Genomic DNA, 20,251 nt, shown 5'->3' with positions numbered 1-20,251 from the left:
ACAGCATGAGCAGCCTGACCGTTACCCCATTAAGCACCGCCCTGGGCGCCCAGATCAGTGGCGTCGATATCACCCAGCCGCTGAATATTGAACAGCGCAACGCCATCGAACAGGCGTTGCTTACCCACTCGGTGCTGTTCTTCCGCGACCAAGCCATCACGCCGCAGCAACAGGCACGCTTCGCGGCCAATTTTGGTGACCTGCATATTCACCCGATCTACCCCAACGTGCCGGAACAGCCCGAAGTGCTGATCCTCGACACCGCGGTGACCGATGTGCGTGATAACGCCGTGTGGCATACCGACGTGACCTTCCTGCCCACCCCTGCCCTCGGTGCGGTGCTCAGCGCCAAGCTGCTGCCGGCGTTTGGCGGCGACACGTTGTGGGCCAGTGGCATTGCGGCGTACGAGGCGTTGTCGGCACCGCTCAAGCGCCTGCTCGATGGCCTGACGGCGACTCACGATTTCACTAAATCCTTCCCGCTGGAACGCTTTGGCAATACGGCTGAAGACTTGGCGCGCTGGGAAGAAACCCGCAAGAAGAACCCGCCGCTGTCGCACCCGGTGGTGCGTACACACCCGGTGAGCGGGCGTAAGTCGCTGTTTGTCAGTGATGGATTTACCACCCGGATCAACGAGCTGGAACCGGCGGAAAGCGAGGCGATTTTGAAACTGCTGTTCGCCCGCGCAACACGGCCGGAATTCACCATTCGGTGGCGCTGGCAGGAGAATGACGTGGCCTTCTGGGATAACCGCGTGACCCAGCATTACGCGGTGGATGACTACCGGCCGCAGCGGCGGGTGATGCATCGGGCGACGATTCTGGGCGATGTGCCGTTCTAAGCCAAGCACGCCATCAGCATCACTGAAGATCAAAATGTGTGGGCTGGCTTGCCTGCGATAGCGTCGGGTCAGCCAACACATTCATCGACTGACACACCGCCATCGCGGGCAAGCCCGGCTCCCACAGGAACCGCGCACACCGGATGATTTCGCCCCACAGAAGATCAAAAATGTGGGAGCTGGTTTACCTGCGATAGCGCCGGGTCAGCCAACACACTCATCGACTGACACACCGCCATCGCGGGCAAGCCCGGCTCCCACAGGAACAGCGCACACCGGCTGACTTCGCCACACAGAAGATCAAAAATGTGGGAGCTGGCTTGCCTGCGATAGCGCCGGGTCAGCCGATACACTCATCGACTGACACACCGCCATCGCGGGCAAGCCCGGCTCCCACAGGAACCGCGCACGCCGGATGATTTCGCCACACAGAAGAGCAAAAATGTGGGAGCTGGCTTGCCTGCGATAGCGCCGGGTCAGCCGATACACTCATCGACTGACACACCGCCATCGCGGGCAAGCCCGGCTCCCACAGGAACCGCGCACGCCGGCTGACTTCGCCACACAGAAGATCAAAAATGTGGGAGCTGGCTTGCCTGCGATAGCGCCGGGTCAGCCAATACACTCATCGACTGACACACCGCCATCGCGGGCAAGCCCGGCTCCCACAGGAACAGCGCACACCGGCTGACTTCGCCACACAGAAGATCAAAAATGTGGGAACGGGCTTGCCTGCGATAGCGCCGGGTCAGCCAATACATTCATCGACTGACACACCGCCATCGCGGGCAAGCCCGGCTCCCACAGGAACTGAGTCGTAGCGTGTGAATTTGCCACGCTGAAGACCAAAAAATGTGGGAGCGGGCTTGCTCGCGAAAGCGGTGGGCCAGTCACCTATGTACTGACTGATACGCCGCATTCGCGAGCAAGCCCGCTCCCACATTTGATATACAGCGTGGCGAATAAATTTGGCAATTCAGGTCACTGTGGAAGCCAGGCTTTGCCGCTCCCACAGTGACCGGGTTATGCCAGTTTATTCAGCGGTGGATGGCTTCTCCCAAAGGTTAATCCCACCTTCCAGCGCAAACCGATCAATCTCCGCCAGTTCTTCGGCACTGAAGCTCAAGTTCTTCAACGCCCCGACGTTCTCGATGATTTGCTCTGGCCGGCTCGCACCGATCAGCGCACTGGTCACCCGTGGGTCACGCAGGGTCCAGGCCAATGCCAATTGCGCCAGGCTCTGGCCACGGCGCTTGGCGATTTCATTCAACGCGCGCACGTGGGCGATGTTGGCTTCGGACAAGTGCTTGGCCTGCAACGAGCCGCCACCCGGGCGATTGACCCGCGCATCCGCCGGTACGCCGTTGAGGTACTTGTCGGTCAGCAAACCCTGGGCCAGCGGCGTGAACGCGATCACTCCGGCGCCAAGTTCTTCGGTGGTGTCCAGCAGGTCTTTTTCCACCCAGCGGTTGAGCAGGTTGTACGCCGGCTGGTGGATCAGCAACGGTACTTTCCACTCCTTGAGCAGCGCCGCGATTTCGCGGGTTTTCACGCCGGAATAAGACGAGATACCGATGTACAACGCCTTGCCTTGTTGCACGGCCGTGGCCAGGGCGCTGGCGGTTTCTTCCAGCGGGGTGTCGGCGTCGAAACGGTGCGAGTAAAAAATATCCACGTAGTCAACGCCCAGGCGCTGCAGGCTCTGATCCAGGCTCGCCAGCACGTATTTGCGCGAGCCGCCGCCCTGGCCGTAGGGGCCGGGCCACATGTCCCAACCAGCTTTGCTGGAGATGATCAGTTCGTCGCGGTAATGCTTGAAGTCTTCGCGCAGCAAACGGCCGAAGTTGATCTCGGCGCTGCCATAAGGCGGGCCGTAGTTGTTGGCCAGGTCGAAGTGGTTGATACCCAGGTCGAACGCGGTGCGCAGCAAGGCGCGCTGGGTGTCGATCGGGGTGCTGTCGCCAAAGTTGTGCCACAGCCCCAGGGACAGTGCAGGCAGCACCAATCCACTGCGGCCTACGCGGCGATACGGAATAGATTCATAGCGGTTTTCGGCAGCAATGTAAGTCATCGAATCCTCTCTTGAACTTGGGACAAATAAGGCCCGGGAATAACGATATTCCCAGGCCTTTTAAGCAGCTGAATCGCTTAAGTCTGCCCTTCCGTTTTACAGCAATTTCCTACCAGAGTGGAACGACATAGCTGACATAGAAGCGGTTTTCATCTTGCACGGTAGCACCGGTAATGTCCGGACTCGCATGCGCGTTTTTCCAGGTCACGCCCAGGCCTTTGAGGGTGCCGGTCGGTACTTGGTAAGCCACGGCAATGTTGCGTTCCCATTCGCTGGTATCGCCCTGGGCCGTGCGGATGTCATCGCCATGGGCGTAGGCGGCGGAGAAGGTCAGGCCGGTGAGGCCGAGCTTGCCGAAGTCATATTTGTACTGAGCCAGCCAGGTGCGTTCGCCGGCGTGCTGGAATTTGTTCAACTGCATGTTGGTCAGCGCCGGGGTGTCGGCACCTGAACCCGGGCCTTGGCGTGCGTCACCGCTGTTCAGGCCGGCGTCGAGGTAAGGGAAGTCGCTGTCGCCGCTGTTTTTCTGGATACCGAGGCCGACGGTGTGGCCGTCCAGGCTGTAACTCTCAAGCAAGCTGGCGGTGGTTTGGTTGATGCGGCCTTTGCTGGTGCCATCACCGTAGAGGCCAGCACCGGCAAAGTCTTTATCGCCATCGGCATTAGCCCCCACACCCAGGCTGCGGAACACGCGCACGTCGGTGTCGATCGCGCCCACGGACAAGGCGTCATGACGCTTGGCGCCGAGGAAGAACTGCTGGTAGTAATCCTCAAGGTTGGAGTACCACAGGCTGACGGTGGTGTTCTGTATACCGGTGTAATCGGCACCACCGAACAAGAAGCGATCGCTCTCTTTGGTGCCACCTGCGGTAATCATCCCCTGGTCGCCGGTTTCGTTGCGGATCTTGGTCTTGAAGATATCGCCGCCGGTGAAGGTGAAGTCGCTGAGGTCCTTGGAGACCAGTTGCACACCGGTGTTGGTCTGCTGGTAAAGGCGGCCGTCGGTGTTGGCCAATACCGGGTTGTTGCCGTAGAGCGTGCCGAGGCGCAGTTCATCTTTGGCGAAGCGCATTTTGAATGTTGGGCTCAGCACGCCGAACTGGTCGGCCGACTTGCCGTCATCCAGCGGGAACATGCTGCCGGGGTAGCGGCCCTGGTGGTCCTTGTCATTCAGGTCGCCACCGGAATCCAGTTTCAAACCGTAGAACGCTTGCAGGTCCAGGCCAAAACCTACCGGGCCTTCGGTGTAGCCGGACTTGAAGTTGAACTCGAAACCCTGGCCCCAATCGCGCACGCTGTGGGCCTTGGCGCTGCTGTTCACCACATCACGCCCCTGCTGGTTGAGGTAGCGGTTGAGCAAGGTCACATCGGCGTGGCTGTCGTCGATAAAATCGGCATGGGCGGACAGCATAAAGCTCGCCATGGCGGCACCCACCATAGGGCTTATTAACGTCTTCATTGTTACCGGTCTCCGTCACTGTTCTGAAATGAAAGCGTCAAACGCTTCACACAATTACGCAGTGGCCAGATGACAGTTCCGCGTCAAAACGCGGTGTTCACCAATGAAATTAAATTTAAGAAAGCCCCGTGGGACGGGGCTTTGCGGGCTTTTTTGCGGGAGCGGGCTTGCCCGCGAGGCAGGCAACTCGGTGTATCTCAAACACCGAGCTGATGCGATCGCGGACAAGCCCGCCCCCACAGGGGACTAGCGCACCAGGTGCAAAAACTGCAGGTGTCGCTCGTACTGGTCGAGGATGTCGTTGATGATCTGCTCCTTGGTGTAGCCCACCAGATCGTAGTCCTGGCTGCCCTCACTCAGGTGCACTTCCGCCCGGTAATAGCGACGGTTGTTGATCTCTTTCGACCCCATGCCACCCCGGGCAAACGACGGCGTGAAGTAGCCGCGCATCTGCACCTGGTAGACGAACGGGTGCTCCTCGCCATGGCCGATTTCCAGGCTGACACTGTCATTGGACGGGTCAGGCTGAGTGACCACGTTCAAGCCTTTCTCGACAAATACCGCCGTCACTTCCTCGATCGCCGGGCGCACCGTTGATTCAAGGAAGCGGTACACCTCATCCCGCGAAGGGAAGTGCACGGCCTGGCTCAAACGCTGGCGCCAGCCGCCTCGGCCCTTGCGTGAGGCCGATACGGGTGCCAACGAATGCAACTGAGCAATCTGCTTCTGCGATTCGAGATGGAAAGCCTTGTGCAGCCCCCACATCATCAACAGCAGGATCAGCGAGAACGGCAACGAGGTCAGTACCACTGCGGATTTCAGCGAGTCGATACTGCCGGCAAACAGCAAGGCACTGGTGACCAGCGCGGTCATTGCGCCCCAGAACACACGCAGCCACTTCGGCCCGTCTTCATCGGCGTTGCCGCCTTTGGACGACAGGGTCGACAGCACCACGGTGCCGGAGTCGGCCGAGGTGACGAAGAACACGAAGCTGATAAACACCGTGACGGCGATCACGGTCTTGCTCCACGGATAGGTTTCCAGCAGCAAGTAGAGGCTCATCGACGGGTCGTCGATGGCCGACTGGCCGAGGGCGGTCAACCCGTGGTTGAGTACCTGGTCGATGGCGCTGTTGCCGAAGATCGACATCCACGCCAGGGTAAAGCCCAGCGGAATCAGCAGTACGCCAAACACGAATTCGCGGATGGTACGGCCGCGGGAAATGCGCGCGATAAACAGGCCCACGAATGGCGACCATGCAATCCACCAGGCCCAGTAGAACACCGTCCAACCGCCCAGCCAGTCACTGGGTTTGTCGTAGGCGTACACATCGAAGCTCTTGGTCGGCAACGCGCCGAGGTAGTCACCGATGTTCTGGATCAGCGTGTTGAGCAAGTGCTGGGTGGGCCCGGCGAACAACACAAACAGCAGCAGCGCACAGGCCAGCAGCATGTTGATGTCGGACATCACCCGCACACCCTTGTCGACACCGGCCACGGCCACGAGGATCGCCGCGCCCATCATCAGGGTGATCAGGCCGACCTGAATCCACTGGGTGTGGGCAACGCCGAACAGGTAGTCGAGCCCTGAGTTGAGGTGCAGCACACCAAAGCCCATGTCGGCACCCAGGCCGAACACCGTGGCGATGATGCCGAAGCCATCCACCGCGTAACCGATGGGGCCATTGATACGCTTGCCGATCAGCGGGTACAGCGCCGAGCGTAGCGCCAGCGGCAGGTTATGCCGGTAGGCGAAATACGCCAGGGCCATGCCGACAAAGGCGAACACGCCCCAACCATGCAGGCCCCAGTGCAGAAACAGGATCTGCATGGCCTGGCGGGCGGCGTCGGCGTTCATCGGTGCGCCCTGGGGCGGTTGCACCAAGTGCGTCAGCGGCTCCGAGACGCAAAAGAAAAACAGCGTGATGCTGATCCCGGCGGCAAACAGCATGCCGGCCCAGGACAGGTAACTGAATTCGGGCTCGTCGTGGTCGGCACCGAGTTTTATCTTGCCGTAGCCTGATAGCGCGGTGACCACCACGAAGACCAGATACAGGGTCATCGCCAGCATGTAGTACCAGCCGACCGTATTGGCCGCCCAGTTTTGCGCCGCCAGCAGCCAGGCACCGGCCTGTTGCGGGATAGCGATGACAGTGATGCCGAACAGCAGGATGAAGCTTGCGGCAAAGTAGAAAACGGGCGCATTCATGCGCACCAGGCCGCTGGGTGGGGTGGACGATGCACTCATGAACGATGCACCCCGAAGGTGTGGGATGTGGCTGTAAATAACGGACTCAGCAAAGGTAAGCCTCCTGTTGTGAGCGGGCAGCGAACCACCGGGTTTAACTTGAACGAACATTCAAGTTAAACATGGATAGGCGGTTTTGGACTAATCGCAAGGCTGAGCGGTAGATAGTTCCTACACTAGCTCAAGGATTGGTATGACGGCTGGTGATGGCAAAACGTTCAGCGATCATTGAGTGAAAATCTACCCAAAGCTGGAATGCAGTCCACTGTGGGAGCTGGCTTGCCTGCAATAGCGGTGGTCAGACATACCGCCATCGCAGGCAAGCCAGCCCACAAGGGTTCAGTGACTGGCCCTGGCTCAGTCGCTACTTCTGCGCCCCATCCTCATGCTGCAGATTCGCCTGCGTAATGTTCGCCCCGGCCGGCACGCTGCGGGTCAGCCACACATTGCCGCCAATCGTCGAGCCCTTGCCGATGGTGATGCGCCCCAGGATCGTCGCCCCGGCATAGATCACCACATCGTCCTCAACAATCGGATGGCGTGGATGGCCCTTCTGCAATTGCCCATCCTCATCCGCCGGGAAGCGTTTGGCGCCCAACGTCACGGCCTGGTAGATACGCACGCGCTCGCCGATGATCGCGGTTTCGCCAATCACCACGCCTGTGCCGTGGTCGATAAAGAAACTCGGGCCAATCTGTGCGCCCGGGTGAATGTCGATGCCGGTCGCCGAGTGAGCAATCTCCGCGCTGATCCGCGCCAACAACGGCAAGCCGGCGCGATACAAATGGTGCGCCAGGCGATGGTGAATCACCGCCAGAATCCCCGGATAGCACAGCAGCACTTCATCCACACTGCGCGCGGCCGGGTCGCCGTGATAGGCGGCCAGCACGTCGGTGTCCAACAGGCTGCGCAGGGACGGCAAGGCCAGGGCGAAATCCTGGATCAGGCGGATGGCCACTGCGTCGACTTCGCCATCGTCTTGGCCGCCTTGGCGGGCGGCATAACGCAGCTCCAGGCGCGCCTGGCCGAGCAAGGCATTCAAGGCGACGTCGAGGGTATGGCCGACGTAAAAATCTTCGCTTTCTTCACGCAGGTCCACCGGCCCCAGGCGCATTGGAAATAACGCACCACACAGGGCTTCGAGAATCTGCGCCACCGCCTCGCGCGACGGCAACTCGCGGCCGCCATGCTCGCCACTCAAGCGGCCATTGCGCGTGCGCCACTGGTCCCGGGCGCTGCGCAGCTGGCCGACGATGGTCTGCAATTGCCAATGACTGGAACGCTCACTCACGGTAGGACCTTTGGTAGTGGGAAGCTGCAAGCTACACGCGGCAAGTAAATGCGGCTTGGCTTTTACTTGAGGCTTATCACTTGGAGCTGGTAGCTGAAATTTTCGCCTACTTTACTTCATGCCAAGGAAGCAGCCTTAAGAACCAATCATGCCGAGCAAATAACCAAAGCTTATAAGCGATTGGCGGGTTGCCCGTTGAAAAGTGCCTGCCTATAGTCGCCCCATCACTTAGCCACTGTGCGTAGCCATGATCAAACAACAGCTCGACCGTTTTAACCGCCTGGAACTGCTGGGCGGCGCCACTGCCCTGGAAAAACTCGAGCGGCTGTCGGCCTGGCTGGGCAGGGATATCTACGTCAAACGCGATGACACCACGCCGCTGGCCATGGGCGGCAACAAGCTGCGCAAACTTGAATACCTGGCGGCCGATGCCCTCGCGCAGGGTGCCGACACACTGGTGACCGCCGGTGCCATTCAGTCCAACCATGTACGCCAAACCGCCGCGCTGGCCGCCAAGCTCGGCCTGGGTTGCGTTGCACTGCTGGAAAACCCCACCGGCACCGAAGACCCCAATTACCTGGGCAACGGCAACCGCCTGCTGCTGGAGCTGTTCGACGCCAACGTCGAATTGGTCGAGAACCTCGACAACGTCGACGACCAGCTCAACGCCCTCGCCGACCGCCTGCGCAGCAACGGCAAGAAGCCGTACCTGGTGCCGATCGGCGGCTCCAATGCCCTGGGTGCCTTGGGTTATGTGCGCGCCGGGCTGGAGCTGGCCGGGCAGATCGAAGACAGCGGGATTGAATTCTCCGCCGTGGTGCTGGCCTCGGGCAGCGCGGGTACCCACAGCGGCCTGGCGCTGGCATTGAGTGAAGTGCTGCCGAATTTGCCGGTCATCGGCGTCACCGTGTCACGCACCGATGAAGCCCAGCGCCCGAAAGTACAAGGCCTGGCCGAACGCACCGCCGAGTTGCTCGGCATGGAAATCCCCGAAGCATTCAAAGTCATTCTGTGGGACGAATATTTCGGCCCGCGCTACGGCGAACCGAACGCCGGCACCCTGGCCGCGGTCAAGCTATTGGCCAGCCAGGAAGGCCTGCTGCTGGACCCGGTCTACACGGGCAAGGCCATGGCCGGCTTGCTCGATGGTATCGGGCGTCAGCGGTTTGAGGACGGTCCGATTATTTTCCTGCATACCGGTGGGGCGCCGGCGTTGTTTGCCTATGGCGCAGCGTTTAACTGAACGAATACAGATCGAAAGGTGGGAGCGGGCTTGCCCGCGATAGCGGTGTATCAGTGAACATATTTGCAAACTGACACTGCGCTATCGCGGGCAAGCCCGCTCCCACATTAGACCAACGATATATTCCTCAATCGAATAACAAATTATATTTATATTATTTTCAAGTCTTAAAAACTCGCTTTATAGTCGCGCCGAAGGCGAAGACGCGCTTCGCGCTTTAAGGCAGGATACGACTACCGCGTCACCTGCTTCGCTCAACATAAAAACACAGGGGCTCTTCATGACTATTTCTGTATTGCGTCGCACATTGCTGGTTGGCACATTGGGCCTGACTCTTGGGGCCGGTTGGTTGGGCCAGGCAGTTGCCGGCGAGCAACTGGACACCATCAAGAAGGCGGGCGAGATCAAGATCGGCCTGGAAGGCACCTACCCGCCCTTCAGCTTTGTCGATGAAAGCGGCAAGCTCAGCGGTTTCGAAGTCGAGCTGTCCGAAGCGCTGGCCAAGGAGCTGGGCGTCAAGGTCAAGCTGCAAGCCACGCCGTGGGACGGCATCCTCGCCGCCCTGGAATCCAAGCGCCTGGACGCCGTGGTCAACCAGGTGACCATCTCCGAAGAGCGCAAGAAAAAGTATGACTTCTCCAAGCCCTACACCGTTTCCGGTATCCAGGCGCTGGTGCTGAAGAAAAACGTCGACACCATCAAAACCGCCGACGACCTGGCCGGCAAGAAAGTCGGTGTAGGCCTGGGCACCAACTACGAGCAATGGCTCAAGGACAACCAACCCAAAGCCATCATCAAGACTTACAACGATGACCCAACCAAGTTCCAGGACCTGCGCATCGGCCGCATCGACGCCATCCTGATCGACCGCCTGGCAGCCCTGGAATACGCCAAAAAAGCCCCGGACACTGCCGCTGCTGGCGATGCCTTCTCCCGTCAGGAAGCCGGTATTGCCCTGCGCAAAGGCGAGCCTGAACTGCTCGACGCCGTGAACAAGGCTCTCGACAAGCTGCGCGCCGACGGCACCTTGAAGAAGCTGTCCGAGAAATACTTCAACGCTGACGTCACTCAATAATGGAAGCAGGTTTCCAACTCGCGCTGGACTCCGCGCCCTTTCTGCTCAAGGGCGCGTATTACACGGTGATTCTTAGCCTCGGCGGAATGTTTTTCGGCTTGCTGCTGGGCTTCGGCCTGGCCTTGATGCGCTTGTCGCGCTTCAAGCTATTGAGCTGGACTGCCCGTGTCTACGTGTCGTTCTTTCGCGGCACGCCCTTGCTGGTGCAGCTGTTCCTGATCTACTACGGCTTACCGCAAGTGGGCATCGAGCTGGATCCGATCCCGGCCGCCATGATCGGCTTTTCGCTGAACATGGCCGCCTATGCCTGTGAAATCCTGCGCGCCGCGATCAGCTCCATCGAGCGCGGCCAGTGGGAAGCGGCTGCCAGTATCGGCATGACCCGCGCGCAGACCCTGCGCCGGGCCATCCTGCCGCAGGCCATGCGCACGGCCTTGCCGCCGCTGGGCAACAGCTTTATTTCGCTGGTCAAGGATACGGCGCTGGCCGCCACCATCCAGGTGCCCGAGCTGTTCCGCCAGGCTCAGTTGGTGTCTGCGCGCACCTTCGAAATCTTCACCATGTACCTCTCCGCCGCCCTGATCTACTGGATCCTGGCAAGCATCCTGGCGCATTTTCAAAATCGCCTGGAAGACCGGGTCAACCGGCATGACCTGGAGTCTTGAAGCATGATCGTGGTTGAAAAACTGACCAAACAATTCAAGGGTCAGGTGGTGCTCAACGGGATCGACCTTGAGGTCAAGGAAGGCGAAGTCGTCGCCATCATTGGCCCCAGCGGTTCCGGTAAAACCACCTTCCTGCGCTGCCTGAATTTCCTCGAAGAACCCACCAGTGGTCGCATCAAGGTGGGTGACATCGAGATAGACAGCAGCAAACCGCTTAACCAGCAACAAGGCCTGGTGCGGCGTTTGCGCCAGCACGTGGGTTTTGTGTTCCAGAACTTCAACCTGTTCCCCCACCGCACCGCGCTGGAAAACGTCATCGAAGGCCCGATCGTGGTCAAGAAGATGCCGCGCGATGCGGCGATCGCATTGGGCCGCAAGCTGCTGGCCAGGGTCGGCCTGGCGGGCAAGGAAGATGCGTACCCGCGACGCTTGTCCGGGGGCCAGCAACAGCGCGTAGCGATTGCCCGTGCATTGGCCATGGAGCCGGAGGTGATTCTGTTTGACGAACCCACCTCGGCCCTCGACCCGGAGCTGGTCGGCGAAGTGCTGGCGACCATCCGCAGCCTGGCCGAAGAAAACCGCACCATGGTCATTGTCACCCACGAAATGAGCTTCGCCCGGGATGTGGCCAACCGGGTGATCTTCTTCGACAAAGGCGTGATCGTGGAACAGGGCGAAGCCAAGGCATTGTTTGCCAACCCCAAGGAAGAACGGACCAAGCAGTTCCTGAGCAAATTTTTAGCCCACTGACAGTCCGTGTGGGGGCTGGCTTGCCTGCGACAGCATCACCGCGGTGTGACGGATAAACCAGGGTGCCTGCATCGCAGGCAAGCCAGTTCCCACATGACAGTGTTCCTACATAAAATCCTCATTCCAATCAGTAAAAGTCCCCGCGACACCCTGCTTAAAATCCCCCTCCCCGTCAGCTTGTTCTGAATCTGCGCCAACCCGCCGTTTAGCCCTTTGCCGCCATTGACGGCCGCTGGCCAACCCTCTTATCTAGCGCCCAGAGGATTGGATCCTATCCCGGCTATTCACTGAATCGTTCCTTTCGGCACCCTGCGCACAACCGCGCCACGGGTGCCGGAACGATTGCTGCTGGCTGCATCAAGGAGATTACGTATGACGCGCACCGCAACCCAGACTCTGCTCGCCGCCCCGACCCTGCCCCAGGCTAATCGGCACGGCATCAACGCCCTCGCCGCCGCCCACTTGCAGGTAGATATCGCGCCCTTCCCAGGCATGGAGGAAGGCGACCTGATCGAACTGTTCTGGAACAACTGCTTCGCCGACTCGCGTCGGATTACCGCGTGCAAGGTCGGCACATCGACCCGCCTGCGCGTCCCGGAAAGTTTTATCCAGGATGGCACGGCACGGGTTCACTATCAGGTCCTGCACGTCGGCCACGGCCCGGCACGCTCGGCCATCACCCAGGTGGGGGTGAAGACCTGCTATCCGGGTGGCCTGCCGTCCGCGCTCTCGGGCGACGAAAACCAGAACCTCGCCCCCGTGTGCCTGCCCGAAACCATCCGACGTCACGGCGTCAACAGCAGCCAGGTACGACGAGGTATCCCGCTGACCATCGAGCCTTACCTGAACATGGCCACGGGCGACGCCATTACCTTGCGCTGGGGTGACGCGCGCCTCGACCTGCCGCAAATCCAGGCCGAAGGCGTCGGCCTGCCGGTACAGGTGTGGGTGCCTTCGGCGGTGATTGTCGACGCGGGCGACGACAGCCGCCTGGACGTGACGTACTGCATTCTCGATCGCGTCGGCAATAATTCGCGCTGGGCACCGATGCGCACCTTGAACATCGCCGCCGGCGTGCCACAGGCGCCGACCCGCCCGGCCAGGGCCGCGTCGACTTATCAACCGCGCCAGCCCGGTTCTCCCTGCGAGCCTGGGTGACAGCCCTTCTATGCATATTCCTAAAAGTTAGTTTATTAAAAAATTTAACACGCTTAGGGTATATGCACCGGACCACCGGACATCTCTGATTTTTCTGTTTTATTTCATTGAATGCGAGGTCGGTATGGTCAGAATTACCCCGGTGCATAACGCCAGGGCATTACGTGCAGCCAAGGAGCGGCGCTGATGTCTAACTTGGCTCTAACACCCCCCCAGAGTGATCTGGACGTAGCCCCATTGCTGTTGCCGGCCGCTGTGCTGCGCAACGACGCCGAGGCGTTGAGCGCCGCGTTTGAGCTGGCCCAGGCTGCGCGCCTGCAAGCGGCCAAGCGCGACCAGCAGCGCAAGCTGCCATGGGCGCAGCTCGAGCAGTTCACCCGCAGCGGGCTCGGCAGTATTTCCATTCCCCGTGAATACGGCGGCCCACAGGTATCGTTCGTGACCCTGGCTGAAGTCTTCGCGATCATCAGCGCGGCGGACCCGGCCCTCGGGCAGATTCCACAGAACCATTTCGGCATCCTGTACCTGTTGCAGGGCACCGCCACCGAACGCCAGAAAAAGCAGCTGTTCCAAAGCGTCCTCGACGGTTGGCGCATCGGCAATGGCGGCCCGGAACGCGGCACCAAAAACACACTGGAGCTTAAAGCGCGCCTCACCGCCGAAGGCGACGGCTACGTGGTCAGCGGCCAGAAGTTCTACTCCACCGGCGCTTTGTTCGCCCATTGGGTCGCAGTAAAGGCGTTGAATGATGACGGCAAACAGGTCATGACATTTGTACGCCGTGGCACTGAAGGGCTGCGCATCGTCGATGACTGGTCGGGCTTTGGCCAACGCACCACGGCCAGCGGCACGGTGCTGCTTGATCGCGTGTCGGTGGACGCAGAGCTGGTGATTGAAAACTGGCGTCTGGGCGAAAGCCCAAACATTCAGGGCGCCATCTCGCAACTGATCCAGGCCGCCATCGACGCCGGCATCGCCCGGGGCGCCCTCGACGACACCATCGCCTTCGTGCGTGAACGTTCGCGCCCGTGGATCGACGCCAAGGTCGAGCGCGCCAGCGATGACCTGTATGTGATTGCCGATATCGGCAAGCTGAAAATCGAACTGCACGCCGCCGAAGCACTGCTGCGCAAGGCCGGCAAGGTGCTGGACGAGGTCAGCGCGGCGCCAATCACCGCGCAATCCGCCGCCAGGGCATCGATTGCCGTGGCCGAGGCGAAAGTGCTGACCACCGAAGTGTCGCTGCTGGTCAGCGAAAAGCTCTTCGAGCTGGCCGGCAGCCGCGCCACCCTCGCCGAATTCAACCTCGACCGCCACTGGCGCAACGCCCGCGTGCATACCCTGCACGACCCGGTGCGTTGGAAGTATCACGCCATCGGCGCCTATCGCTTGAACGGCACCTTACCTGCTCGTCACTCCTGGATTTAACCGACCAGAACACTTTTCCACGAGCTTCTGGAGAACACCTATGACTTTCTCTACAAACGTCGCGGTTATCACCAGCGACGAACAAGCCCTCATTGTCGCCAGCGACCTTGCGGAAGACTTCCGCCGCGACAGCGCCCAGCGCGACCGTGAGCGCCGCCTGCCCTTGCCCGAACTGGACGCGTTCTCCCGCTCCGGCCTGTGGGGCATCAGCGTGCCGAAGGAACACGGCGGTGCCGGCGTCTCCAATGTCACCCTGGCCAAGGTCATTGCGCTGATCGCCCAAGCCGACGCTTCATTGGGCCAGATCCCGCAAAACCATTTCTATGCCCTTGAAGTGCTGCGCGTCAACGGCAGCCCCGCGCAGCAGCAACGCCTGTACGCCGAAGTGCTCGCCGGCCAGCGTTTCGGCAACGCCCTGGCGGAGCTGGGCACAAAGACCGCTCACGACCGCGTGACCTCTATCACCCGCGACGGCGACGGTTTTCGCATCAGCGGCCGCAAGTTCTACGCCACCGGCGCAATCTACGCCCAACGCATCCCGACGTCGGTGGTGGATGAGCACGGCGTGCAGCAACTGGCGTTTGTGCGCCGCGACAGCGAAGGCCTGACGGTGATTGACGACTGGAGTGGCTTCGGCCAGCGCACCACCGGCAGCGGCTCCGTCGTGTTCGATAACGTGTGGGTCGCCGCCCAGGACGTGATCCCGTTCCAGAGCGCTTTCGAGCGCCCGACCACCGTCGGCCCACTGGCACAGATTCTTCACGCCGCCATCGACACCGGCATCGCGCGCGCCGCCTTCGAAGATGCGCTGCACTTTGTGCGCACCAAGACCCGCCCGTGGATCGACGCCGGCAACGACAAGGCCACCGAAGACCCGCTCACCCTGAAGAGCTTCGGCCACCTGAGCATTCGCCTGCACGCCACCGAAGCTTTGCTGGAGCGCTCCGGCGAAGTTCTCGACCGCGCCCAGGCCGACAGCACTGCCGAGACCGTCGCGGCGGCCTCCATCGCCGTCGCCGAAGTGCGCGCCCTGAGCACGGAAATTTCCCTGGCCGCCGGCAGCACCCTGTTCGAACTGGCCGGCAGCCAGGCGACCCTGGCCGAACACGGCCTCGACCGCCACTGGCGCAACGCCCGCGTGCACACCCTGCATGACCCGGTGCGCTGGAAGTACCACGCGGTGGGCAATTACTACCTCAACGATGAAAACCCGCCACTGCGGGGGACCATCTGATGAGCCTGCCGGTAAAAACAAAGAAAAAAATCCTGCTCAATGCCTTCAACATGAACTGCATCGGGCATATCAACCACGGCCTGTGGACGCATCCACGGGACACCTCGACGCAGTATAAAACCGTCGAGTACTGGACCGAACTGGCGCAGACCCTGGAGCGTGGGTTGTTCGACGGCCTGTTCATCGCCGACATCGTCGGCGTGTACGACGTTTACCAGAACTCTATCGACGTGCCGCTCAAGGAGTCGATCCAACTGCCGGTCAACGACCCGCTGCTGCTGGTCTCGGCCATGGCGGCGGTGACTAAAAACCTCGGCTTCGGCCTCACCGCCAACCTCACCTACGAGCCGCCGTACCTGTTCGCCCGGCGCATGTCCACGCTCGATCACCTGAGCCGTGGCCGGGTCGGCTGGAACATCGTCACCGGTTACCTCGACAGCGCTGCCAAGGCCATGGGCCTCACGGAACAGGTCGAGCATGACCGGCGCTACGACCAGGCCGACGAATACCTGGAGGTGCTGTACAAACTCTGGGAAGGCAGCTGGGAAGACGACGCGGTCATCAATGATCCGCAGCAAAGGGTCTACGCGCAGCCGGGCAAGGTGCACAAGGTCGAGCACCATGGCGAGTTCTATCAGGTGGAGGGTTATCACCTGTGCGAGCCGTCGCCACAGCGCACGCCGGTGCTGTTCCAGGCCGGCAGTTCGGACCGTGGCCTGCTGTTCGCCGGGCGACATGCCGAGTGCGTGTTCATCAGCGGGCAGAACAAGGCGGCGACCAAGGTCCAGGTGGACAAGGTACGCGCCAGCGCCGTCGAAGCCGGACGCAACCCGGATGACATCAAGGTGTTCATGGGCCTCAACGTGATTGTTGGCGCCACGCAAGAGCTGGCCTGGGCCAAGCACGCCGAGTACCTGAGCTACGCCAGCCCTGAAGCCGGCGTGGCGCATTTTTCGGCGTCGACGGCGATTGATTTTTCCCAATACGCGATCGATGAACCGATCCAGTACGTGAAAAGCAACGCGATTCAGTCGGCCACCAAGAACCTGCAAAACAACGACTGGACCCGGCGCAAATTGCTCGAGCAACACGCCCTCGGCGGCCGCTACATCACCTTGGTCGGCTCGCCCGAGCACGTGGCTGATGAGCTGGAATCCTGGATCAGCGAGACCGGGCTGGATGGCTTCAACCTGACGCGCATTGTGACGCCGGAAAGCTATGTCGACTTTATCGACCTGGTGGTGCCGGAGTTGCAGCGGCGCGGGTCGTACAAGACCGCTTACGAGACCGGCACCTTGCGCGAAAAAGTCTTCCAGGGCACTGCACGGTTACCCGAACAACACACCGGTTCCACCTACCGACACTGAATTAGAAGTGTGGGAGCTGGCTTGCCTGCGATAGCGGTGGGCCAGCAAAGAAAATATCCCTGACAGACCGCTATCGCAGGCAAGCCAGCTCCCACAGTTGACCACATTGTTCTTACAGACACCTTATGACTGGAAACCGATCATGAAAAAGACACTGCTCACTCACCCAGTCAAAGCACTGGCCCTGGCCCTCGGTTTATTCAGCTCGGCGGTGTTTGCTGCCGATGCACCGCTGAAAGTCGGCACCACCGCCGCGTTCGCGATCCCGCTGGAAGCCGCCGTGGCAGAAGCCGGCAAGCAAGGCCTGAAAGTCGAGCTGGTGGAATTCACCGACTGGATCGCTCCCAACGTCAGCCTGGCCGCCGGCGATATCGACGTGAACTACTTCCAACACATCCCGTTCCTGGAAAACGCCAAGGCCGCCGCCGGCTTCAAGCTGGAGCCGTATGCGCCGGGCATCATCAACAACGTCGGGCTGTATTCGAAGAAGTACAAAAGCTTTAACGACCTGCCCCAAGGGGCCAGCGTGGCGATTGCCAACGACCCGATCAACAGTGGTCGCGGCCTGCAACTGCTGGCCAAGGCCGGCTTGATCACGCTGAAGCCGGGGGTGGGCTACAAGGCCACCGAAGAAGACATCATCGCCAATCCGAAGAAGATCAAAATCCTGCAGGTAGAAGCTGTGCAACTGGTGCGCGCCTATGACGACGCCGACCTGGTGCAGGGTTATCCGGCGTATATCCGCCTGTCCAAGACCTTCGATGCCGAGTCGGCGCTGCTGTTCGACGGCCTCGACCACCCGGAATACGTGATCCAGTTTGTCGTCCAGCCCAAGAGCAAAACCGATCCGCGTGTGATCAAGTTCGTCGACATCTACCAGCACTCGCCGGTGGTGCGCGCAGCCCTGGATAAATCCCTCGGCAAGCTCTACCAAGTCGGCTGGGAAGGCTGAATATGAGCGCCGCCAACACGCAACTGCGCGACCTGGGTTTACCGCCCAGGGACGCCGAGCAGACAGAACTGCACCCCGATTTGAACCGCGCCCATGTGCGTTTTATCAACCTGGGCAAAACCTATGACGGCACCGTGCATGCCTTGCAAGGCATCGATCTGGCGATCCAGCGCGGTGAAGTGTTCGGCATCATCGGCCGCAGCGGCGCCGGCAAGTCCTCGCTGATCCGCACCATCAATCGCCTGGAGCAACCCAGCAGCGGCCGGGTGCTGATTGATCAGGTGGACATCGGTGAGTACGACGAAGACCGCCTGGTGGCGTTGCGTCGGCGTATCGGCATGATCTTCCAGCACTTCAACCTGATGTCGGCCAAGACCGTGTGGCAGAACGTCGAGTTGCCGCTGAAAGTGGCCGGAGTGCCCAAGCTGCAACGCGAGCAAAAGGTCCGCGAGCTGCTGGAACTGGTGGGCCTCAAGGACAAGCACAAGGCCTACCCGGCGCAGCTCTCCGGCGGGCAGAAACAGCGCGTGGGCATCGCCCGCTCGCTGGTGCACGACCCGCAGATTCTGCTGTGCGACGAAGCCACCTCGGCGCTCGACCCGGAAACCACGCAATCGATCCTCGGCCTGCTGCGTGAAATCAACCGGCGCCTGGGGCTGACCATTGTGTTGATCACCCATGAAATGGCGGTGATTCGCGAAATCTGCGACCGCGTGGTGGTGCTGGAACACGGCCGCATCGTGGAGCAAGGCCCGGTGTGGCAAGTGTTCGGCAACCCGCAGCACGAGGTCAGCAAAACCCTGCTGGCACCGTTGCAACACGGGCTGCCGGATGAGCTGCAAAGCCGCTTGCAGCTCACCCGGACATCCGCCGACGCGGCACTGGTGCTGCGCTTGCAGTTCACCGGCAGCGCCAGCGACGAACCCGACCTGGCCGCGTTGTTCAACGCCCTCGGCGGGCGCGTGCGCTTGCTGCAAGGCGGTGTCGAACGAATTCAGGGCCATGCCCTGGGGCAGTTGCTGCTGGCGGTGAATGGCTCGCCCCACAACGCCGAAGAACTGTGCAATCGCGCCGGGCGTTGGGCGCAACAGGTGGAGGTGCTGGGCTATGTGGTTTGATCGTTTATTGCAGGGCGCCGTCGATACCTTGTTGATGGTCGGCGTGTCGTCACTGATTGCGTTGCTGGTGGGCATTCCGCTGGCGGTGTTTCTGGTCACCAGCGATAAGGGCGGGATCTACCAGGCACCCGCGCTGAACCGAGTGCTGGGGGCGTTCGTCAATCTGTTCCGCTCCATTCCGTTTTTGATCCTGATGGTGGCGCTGATCCCGTTTACCCGGCTGATCGTCGGCACCACCTATGGTGTATGGGCGGCCGTGGTGCCGCTGACCATCGCCGCCACGCCATTCTTTGCACGAATCGCCGAGGTCAGTTTGCGTGAAGTCGACCACGGTTTGATCGAAGCCGCACAAGCCATGGGCTGCCGACGCTGGCACATCATCTGGCACGTGCTGTTACCGGAAGCGCTGCCGGGAATCGTCGGCGGATTTACGATTACGCTGGTGACGATGATCAACTCCTCGGCCATGGCTGGCGCAATCGGCGCAGGCGGCCTGGGTGATATTGCCTACCGCTATGGCTACCAGCGGTTTGATACGCAGATCATGCTGACGGTGATCGTGCTGCTGGTGATTCTGGTGGCCGTGATTCAGCTGGGTGGCGATCGCCTGGCGCGGGTGCTCAACAAGCGGTGAGGTATAGTCGGGCTATCTCAGTACCCGGTATACCCCGTCATGACCCTTAAGCCCGACGACCTCGACCAGATCACATCCACCACGCTCGGCCACTACAACCAGGTGGCCGAAGACTTCCGTGAAGGCACCCGCGATCACGATGTGAGCCAGAACATCGACGCCTTGCTGCGGCATATCCTGGGCACGCCACCGTTTACCCTGCTGGATTTCGGCTGCGGGCCGGGGCGGGATCTGCAGACGTTTACACGCATGGGGCACATTGCAGTGGGGCTTGATGGCTCCGAACGTTTTGCGCAGATGGCCCGCGAAGACAGTGGTTGTGAGGTGTTGCAACAGGATTTCCTGAAGCTGGATTTGCCTGCCGGGCGATTTGATGGGGTGTTTGCCAATGCGGTGTTGTTTCATATTCCCAAGCAGGAATTACCGCGCATTCTCAAACAGCTGCATGGCGCCTTGAAACAGGGCGGCGTGCTGTTCAGCTCCAACCCTCGCGGTGAAAACCAGGAAGGCTGGAATGGGCCTCGGTACGGGTCTTACCACGACCTGGAGGCATGGCAAGGTTTGCTGACGGCGGCCGGGTTTGTGGAGCTGGAGCATTACTACCGGCCAGCCGGGCTGCCACGGGAACAGCAGCCTTGGCTGGCGAGCGTGTGGCGCAAATTATAGATTTTTGTTGCCTGGGCTGACGCCTTCGCGAGCAAGCCCGCTCCCACATTT

Annotated in this window: 17 protein-coding genes; 13 read left to right on the top strand and 4 right to left on the bottom strand. The window is 60.8% G+C overall.

Annotated features, from left to right (window positions below; all coding sequences use genetic code 11):
• Nucleotides 1-5 precede the first annotated feature (5 nt).
• Nucleotides 6-842: a taurine dioxygenase gene (gene tauD, locus A7J50_RS01225; RefSeq protein ID WP_064454836.1), complete on the top strand. Its 837-nt coding sequence runs from the start codon at nucleotides 6-8 to the stop codon at nucleotides 840-842.
• 1,033 nt (nucleotides 843-1,875) lie between these two features.
• Here tauD and mgrA read toward each other — a convergent pair.
• The 4 genes from mgrA to epsC all read right to left on the bottom strand — a co-directional run bounded on the left by mgrA (nucleotide 1,876) and on the right by epsC (nucleotide 7,910).
• Nucleotides 1,876-2,913, bottom strand: a complete 1,038-nt coding sequence (mgrA, locus tag A7J50_RS01220; RefSeq protein WP_064450185.1) for an L-glyceraldehyde 3-phosphate reductase — start codon at nucleotides 2,911-2,913, stop codon at nucleotides 1,876-1,878.
• Nucleotides 2,914-3,022: 109 nt separating this feature from the next.
• Entirely contained in the window at nucleotides 3,023-4,351 is a 1,329-nt protein-coding gene (locus A7J50_RS01215; RefSeq protein WP_082895808.1) for an OprD family outer membrane porin, read from the bottom strand.
• A gap of 267 nt (nucleotides 4,352-4,618) precedes the next feature.
• Nucleotides 4,619-6,580, bottom strand: coding sequence for a choline transporter BetT (gene betT, locus A7J50_RS01210; RefSeq protein ID WP_167353715.1), 1,962 nt, complete (start codon nucleotides 6,578-6,580; stop codon nucleotides 4,619-4,621).
• Between the two features lie 403 nt (nucleotides 6,581-6,983).
• The gene (epsC, locus tag A7J50_RS01205) at nucleotides 6,984-7,910 is read right to left on the bottom strand and encodes a serine O-acetyltransferase EpsC (RefSeq protein WP_064450182.1); all 927 of its coding nucleotides are present in this window, start codon (nucleotides 7,908-7,910) and stop codon (nucleotides 6,984-6,986) included.
• 247 nt (nucleotides 7,911-8,157) lie between these two features.
• Between epsC and A7J50_RS01200 the strand changes: the two genes are divergently transcribed.
• The 12 genes from A7J50_RS01200 to A7J50_RS01145 all read left to right on the top strand — a co-directional run bounded on the left by A7J50_RS01200 (nucleotide 8,158) and on the right by A7J50_RS01145 (nucleotide 20,200).
• Entirely contained in the window at nucleotides 8,158-9,153 is a 996-nt protein-coding gene (locus A7J50_RS01200) for a D-cysteine desulfhydrase (protein WP_064450181.1), read from the top strand.
• 280 nt (nucleotides 9,154-9,433) lie between these two features.
• Nucleotides 9,434-10,228 carry a cystine ABC transporter substrate-binding protein gene (gene tcyJ / locus A7J50_RS01195; protein WP_064450180.1) on the top strand — a complete coding sequence of 265 codons (795 nt, stop codon included), beginning with the start codon at nucleotides 9,434-9,436 and terminating at the stop codon, nucleotides 10,226-10,228.
• The gene (gene tcyL, locus A7J50_RS01190; RefSeq protein WP_017135731.1) at nucleotides 10,228-10,893 is read left to right on the top strand and encodes a cystine ABC transporter permease; all 666 of its coding nucleotides are present in this window, start codon (nucleotides 10,228-10,230) and stop codon (nucleotides 10,891-10,893) included. Before tcyJ ends, tcyL begins: the two co-directional genes overlap by 1 nt.
• 3 nt (nucleotides 10,894-10,896) lie before the next feature.
• Entirely contained in the window at nucleotides 10,897-11,643 is a 747-nt protein-coding gene (gene tcyN / locus A7J50_RS01185) for an L-cystine ABC transporter ATP-binding protein TcyN (protein WP_064450179.1), read from the top strand.
• A gap of 372 nt (nucleotides 11,644-12,015) precedes the next feature.
• Nucleotides 12,016-12,801 (top strand): hypothetical protein, encoded by a 786-nt coding sequence (locus A7J50_RS01180; RefSeq protein WP_064450178.1) that lies wholly within the window; start codon nucleotides 12,016-12,018, stop codon nucleotides 12,799-12,801.
• 186 nt (nucleotides 12,802-12,987) lie between these two features.
• Nucleotides 12,988-14,229, top strand: coding sequence for an SfnB family sulfur acquisition oxidoreductase (locus A7J50_RS01175; RefSeq protein WP_064450177.1), 1,242 nt, complete (start codon nucleotides 12,988-12,990; stop codon nucleotides 14,227-14,229).
• A 40-nt stretch (nucleotides 14,230-14,269) separates the two neighbouring features.
• Nucleotides 14,270-15,463, top strand: a complete 1,194-nt coding sequence (locus A7J50_RS01170) for an SfnB family sulfur acquisition oxidoreductase (RefSeq protein WP_064450176.1) — start codon at nucleotides 14,270-14,272, stop codon at nucleotides 15,461-15,463.
• Nucleotides 15,463-16,830 carry an LLM class flavin-dependent oxidoreductase gene (locus A7J50_RS01165; protein WP_064450175.1) on the top strand — a complete coding sequence of 456 codons (1,368 nt, stop codon included), beginning with the start codon at nucleotides 15,463-15,465 and terminating at the stop codon, nucleotides 16,828-16,830. The genes A7J50_RS01170 and A7J50_RS01165 overlap by 1 nt, the downstream gene beginning before the upstream one ends.
• A gap of 142 nt (nucleotides 16,831-16,972) precedes the next feature.
• Nucleotides 16,973-17,782, top strand: a complete 810-nt coding sequence (locus A7J50_RS01160; protein WP_064450174.1) for a MetQ/NlpA family ABC transporter substrate-binding protein — start codon at nucleotides 16,973-16,975, stop codon at nucleotides 17,780-17,782.
• 2 nt (nucleotides 17,783-17,784) lie between these two features.
• Nucleotides 17,785-18,900 carry a methionine ABC transporter ATP-binding protein gene (locus A7J50_RS01155; protein WP_064450173.1) on the top strand — a complete coding sequence of 372 codons (1,116 nt, stop codon included), beginning with the start codon at nucleotides 17,785-17,787 and terminating at the stop codon, nucleotides 18,898-18,900.
• Nucleotides 18,890-19,534, top strand: a complete 645-nt coding sequence (locus tag A7J50_RS01150; protein ID WP_064450172.1) for a methionine ABC transporter permease — start codon at nucleotides 18,890-18,892, stop codon at nucleotides 19,532-19,534. Before A7J50_RS01155 ends, A7J50_RS01150 begins: the two co-directional genes overlap by 11 nt.
• 39 nt (nucleotides 19,535-19,573) lie before the next feature.
• Nucleotides 19,574-20,200, top strand: a complete 627-nt coding sequence (locus tag A7J50_RS01145; RefSeq protein WP_064450171.1) for a class I SAM-dependent methyltransferase — start codon at nucleotides 19,574-19,576, stop codon at nucleotides 20,198-20,200.
• Nucleotides 20,201-20,251: the final 51 nt, after the last annotated feature.

This window comes from Pseudomonas antarctica (genome assembly GCF_001647715.1).
Classification (GTDB): Bacteria; Pseudomonadota; Gammaproteobacteria; order Pseudomonadales; family Pseudomonadaceae; genus Aquipseudomonas; species Aquipseudomonas antarctica_A.
This window is presented reverse-complemented; position numbering and strand designations above follow the sequence as displayed.

Bases quoted from the DNA above. Each gene is read 5' to 3' on its own strand.
- mgrA (WP_064450185.1), bottom strand. From the start codon at position 2,913: ATGACTTACATTGCTGCCGAAAACCGCTATGAATCTATTCCGTATCGC.
- A7J50_RS01215 (WP_082895808.1), bottom strand. From the start codon at position 4,351: ATGGTGGGTGCCGCCATGGCGAGCTTTATGCTGTCCGCCCATGCCGAT.
- tcyL (WP_017135731.1), top strand. From the start codon at position 10,228: ATGGAAGCAGGTTTCCAACTCGCGCTGGACTCCGCGCCCTTTCTGCTC.
- A7J50_RS01170 (WP_064450176.1), top strand. From the start codon at position 14,270: ATGACTTTCTCTACAAACGTCGCGGTTATCACCAGCGACGAACAAGCC.
- tcyJ (WP_064450180.1), top strand. From the start codon at position 9,434: ATGACTATTTCTGTATTGCGTCGCACATTGCTGGTTGGCACATTGGGC.
- tcyN (WP_064450179.1), top strand. From the start codon at position 10,897: ATGATCGTGGTTGAAAAACTGACCAAACAATTCAAGGGTCAGGTGGTG.
- betT (WP_167353715.1), bottom strand. From the start codon at position 6,580: ATGAATGCGCCCGTTTTCTACTTTGCCGCAAGCTTCATCCTGCTGTTC.
- A7J50_RS01150 (WP_064450172.1), top strand. From the start codon at position 18,890: ATGTGGTTTGATCGTTTATTGCAGGGCGCCGTCGATACCTTGTTGATG.
- A7J50_RS01160 (WP_064450174.1), top strand. From the start codon at position 16,973: ATGAAAAAGACACTGCTCACTCACCCAGTCAAAGCACTGGCCCTGGCC.
- A7J50_RS01145 (WP_064450171.1), top strand. From the start codon at position 19,574: ATGACCCTTAAGCCCGACGACCTCGACCAGATCACATCCACCACGCTC.
- A7J50_RS01155 (WP_064450173.1), top strand. From the start codon at position 17,785: ATGAGCGCCGCCAACACGCAACTGCGCGACCTGGGTTTACCGCCCAGG.
- A7J50_RS01165 (WP_064450175.1), top strand. From the start codon at position 15,463: ATGAGCCTGCCGGTAAAAACAAAGAAAAAAATCCTGCTCAATGCCTTC.
- A7J50_RS01175 (WP_064450177.1), top strand. From the start codon at position 12,988: ATGTCTAACTTGGCTCTAACACCCCCCCAGAGTGATCTGGACGTAGCC.
- A7J50_RS01180 (WP_064450178.1), top strand. From the start codon at position 12,016: ATGACGCGCACCGCAACCCAGACTCTGCTCGCCGCCCCGACCCTGCCC.
- tauD (WP_064454836.1), top strand. From the start codon at position 6: ATGAGCAGCCTGACCGTTACCCCATTAAGCACCGCCCTGGGCGCCCAG.
- A7J50_RS01200 (WP_064450181.1), top strand. From the start codon at position 8,158: ATGATCAAACAACAGCTCGACCGTTTTAACCGCCTGGAACTGCTGGGC.